The sequence below is a fragment of the Bartonella sp. AA18HLJMS genome (genome assembly GCF_042197245.1).
Lineage (GTDB): Bacteria > Pseudomonadota > Alphaproteobacteria > Rhizobiales > Rhizobiaceae > Bartonella.
Genome location: NZ_JBHIRP010000045.1, coordinates 1 through 3,125, shown reverse-complemented (window position 1 = coordinate 3,125; position 3,125 = coordinate 1). Strand labels below are relative to the sequence as shown.

Annotated in this window: 5 protein-coding genes and 1 pseudogene; 4 read left to right on the top strand and 2 right to left on the bottom strand. The window is 37.4% G+C overall.

Translation table 11 applies throughout. From position 1 onward, the window contains the following. Positions 1-312: pseudogene (locus tag ACFINW_RS09685) on the top strand (Rha family transcriptional regulator); the annotation flags it as partial. A gap of 15 nt (positions 313-327) precedes the next feature. Here the strand turns inward: ACFINW_RS09685 and ACFINW_RS09680 are convergent. Then, entirely contained in the window at positions 328-552 is a 225-nt protein-coding gene (locus ACFINW_RS09680; RefSeq protein ID WP_375612370.1) for an Arc family DNA-binding protein, read from the bottom strand. Positions 553-627: 75 nt separating this feature from the next. Between ACFINW_RS09680 and ACFINW_RS09675 the strand changes: the two genes are divergently transcribed. From ACFINW_RS09675 to ACFINW_RS09665, 3 genes are read left to right on the top strand one after another with little or no spacing between them, the layout of a single operon-like run. After that, positions 628-831: an Arc family DNA-binding protein gene (locus ACFINW_RS09675; protein WP_004859798.1), complete on the top strand. Its 204-nt coding sequence runs from the start codon at positions 628-630 to the stop codon at positions 829-831. Continuing rightward, on the top strand, positions 824-1,585 hold the full coding sequence (locus ACFINW_RS09670) for a phage antirepressor KilAC domain-containing protein (protein WP_375621793.1): 762 nt from the start codon (positions 824-826) through the stop codon (positions 1,583-1,585). The genes ACFINW_RS09675 and ACFINW_RS09670 overlap by 8 nt, the downstream gene beginning before the upstream one ends. Beyond that, positions 1,582-1,860 (top strand): hypothetical protein, encoded by a 279-nt coding sequence (locus ACFINW_RS09665; protein WP_375641119.1) that lies wholly within the window; start codon positions 1,582-1,584, stop codon positions 1,858-1,860. The genes ACFINW_RS09670 and ACFINW_RS09665 overlap by 4 nt, the downstream gene beginning before the upstream one ends. Before the next feature lie 63 nt (positions 1,861-1,923). On the opposite strand, the gene ACFINW_RS09660 is transcribed toward ACFINW_RS09665, so the two are convergent. After that, on the bottom strand, positions 1,924-2,970 hold the full coding sequence (locus tag ACFINW_RS09660) for a Fic family protein (protein WP_375641120.1): 1,047 nt from the start codon (positions 2,968-2,970) through the stop codon (positions 1,924-1,926). Positions 2,971-3,125 lie beyond the last annotated feature (155 nt).

Sequence of the window (3,125 nt, the reverse complement as noted above, 5' to 3'; positions counted from 1 at the left end):
AAATTTGAGCCGGCTAAGTTTTTAAGCAGTTATATTGATGAACAAGGAAAAACACGCCCTTGTTATAATTTACCCAAACGTGAATGTTTAATTCTTGTTTCTGGTTACAGCACTGCTTTACGAGCCAAAATCATTGACCGCTGGCAAGAATTGGAAAAACAGGTAGCCACACCACAAGTTGACTACTCTAAACCGGAGGCATTACTTGGTGTTTTGAATCACTTACAAAGTCAAATAGAGCAGAAAGATCATGTTATTGCAGAATTAGCACCAAAAGCAGAAGCGCTTGAAGGCTTAAAGCGTTCTGAGGGGGCTATGTGTGGCATCTTATTGTTTTTTATTCACGAGTAGTTGTTCAAGGAGCTTTTTGAGATCTTCTGAATTCATTGCCAGCAGGTGATTTAATGTAACGGTAGTGCGGACAGAATCTTCTAAACGAGCAAGAATTTCCCCCGTAAGGCTACGATGATTTGCCTCAGCAAGCTCTTCCAATTGATTTTTCAGTTCAATTGGAATGAGAAATTTAAATTGCACACGATCTTTTTTTGTCATGCACCTAAAATATACCTAAAATACACTTGACACAAGGTACCTTTATGGTACTAAATATGTGCATATGGAGGTAAAATGAAAACGATCCAATATAAAATAAATATGCCACATACATTAAAGGAGTGGTTGTTTAATCGGGCGACTGAGAATGATCGCTCTCTTTCATCTGAAATAATTAACATTCTCAAAAAAGAAAAAGCGCTAGAGCATAAGTCCGCAAAAACTCTCTCTAACGCTTTACATCTAACTAACCTGAAAGAGGTCAATTACAATGAATAATAGCACATACTTACCTATCAATAAAGACAAATTAATCAAATTACGAGAAGTCGAAAACGAGCCTCGTGTTCGCGATGTGGATTTAGCAGAAAAATTAGGGTTTGTTCGTACACGTGACGTTAGAAAATTAATTACAAGAAATATGCAAGAAATAGAACGGTTTGGGAGGTGCGCCACTGTGGCGCACGTAATAAAGGGCAATAACGTAACAGAATATTGGCTTAACGAAGAGCAGACGTTATTGATTGCGACATTATCGAATACAGAAAAATCTTCTCAAGTCCGTTATATGCTTATTAAATTATTTGTTGCATGGCGTAGGGGCGAGATAAAGCAATCCTATGTTCAATCGATTGACTACTCCAGTCCAGCAGTAATGCTTGGTGTCTTAACGCATTTAAAAGATGAAAACGAGCGGAAAGACAATATCATTGCTAAATTAGCTCCAAAAGCAGAGGCTTTGGAAGGTTTAAAACGCTCTGATGGTTTGTTTGGTTTGATAGAAGCAGCAAAGATGTTGGAAGTAAGACCAAAGGATTTAACTGATTACTTGCGTAAACATGATTGGGTGTATCGGCGTGCTCCAGGGGCGCCACTGTTACCTTATCAGGACAAGATCAAGAAAGGATTTATGGATTGTCCTGCTATTACCATTCAAAGACCTGATGGTACAGAAAAAGTGCTCCCTTCAACAAAAATTACATCCAGAGGATTGGCATGTTTGAGAGAACAAATCCATGGAGGTGTACAATGAACACCAGTGTCGACTTCTTATGCGATTTGTGGATAGCGTTGTTTCAATTTTCTAATGATGAAAATATTAACGACAAAGAATGTACTGCTTTGGTTGACATCATGAGTCTGGTAGAAAAGGTTTTGATTTTAAAACTTCAAGATGAATCACCAAATGCACTCAGAATTTTGGCAATGATTACAAATTTTGGAGATTCAGAACTACCGCATAGCATGGATTCTTTGTTGCGAGCCTATGTTCCTACTTTGGAGAACCCGATTGCAAAAGTAGCTTAGACCTACAACATAATTTTATCTCCTCGTCTTTTAGGCGGGGAGGTGGTTAAGACGGCAATAAAATTAAGGTGCACTATACCAAGTTGATCGTCCACCACCATGACGTATCAAAAGACCTTTTTCAACTAATGATGTAAAAGTTACTTTAAGTGTATTAGCGCTTGCACCAACCTCACGCACCATATCGCGGGTTGTAACACGTCCGTGATTACGCACATAATCAAGAATATTAAGAGCCAATTCAGATAAGGAAAAAAGAGCATTTTTTTCACTCTCTATTTTTATTTCTAATTGGCGTTTTTGTTTTTGTAGAGCACGTAAAAAAAAGAGTATCCAAGGCTCCCAATTGGGTGTTTTAGTATAAATTGTTTTTTGAGTTTGATTTAAAGCTAAGTAATAGCTTTCTTTATTATTCTCAATAATGCTTTCAAGTGATGAATATGGTACATAAACATAACCTTTTTGTAACAAAAGAAGGGTGGTTAAGATACGGCTTAAACGTCCATTTCCATCTTGAAAAGGATGAATAGCTAAAAATGTTACATTAAAAATACCAATCGTAAGTAAAGGATGAAGATCCTTTAATTCATTGGTTTTATTGAACCAAGTAATAAGCTCTTGCATTCGGTATGGTGTATCAAATGGTGTAGCTGTTTCAAAAACAATGCCAACCATTTTCCCTTGAGAATTAAATGCTGCTACATCATTGCGTAAAGTCTTATATTCACCTCGATGTCGTTGATCTTTCTCACTATTACACAAAAGATCACGATGAAGTTGTTTAATATGATTTTCAGTAATAGAAATATCACTCCAAGATTGAAAGATTGTTTCCATAACCTTGGCATAACCGATAACTTCTTGTTCATCACGACTCTTGAAACGTTTAATTTCTAAGTTTACCAAAAGCTGTTCGATTTCGCGGTCTGTTAACTTACTCCCTTCAATGCGTGTAGAAGATCCAATACTTTCAACAGTAGCAATATGGCGAAGGGCGTTCAATCGCTCAGGTGCAAGAGTAGCAAGAGCGCGCCATGCCCCTTTGAACTCATCAATCTCAGTAATGAGAGCCAACAATTCTTGTGTAATTTGGAGTGTATCTGTTTTCATACCGGAATATATACCCGATTATACCCGATTGTCAATCATTCGTAACACAGTAAACTCTTACTTCTTATGGCAGAGAAGAAGGCAAGGAGAAACTATGGATAAGAAGAATCGTAAGGGTCTATCGGTTCGTGCGTTTGCGAAGAAGATGGGTGTTT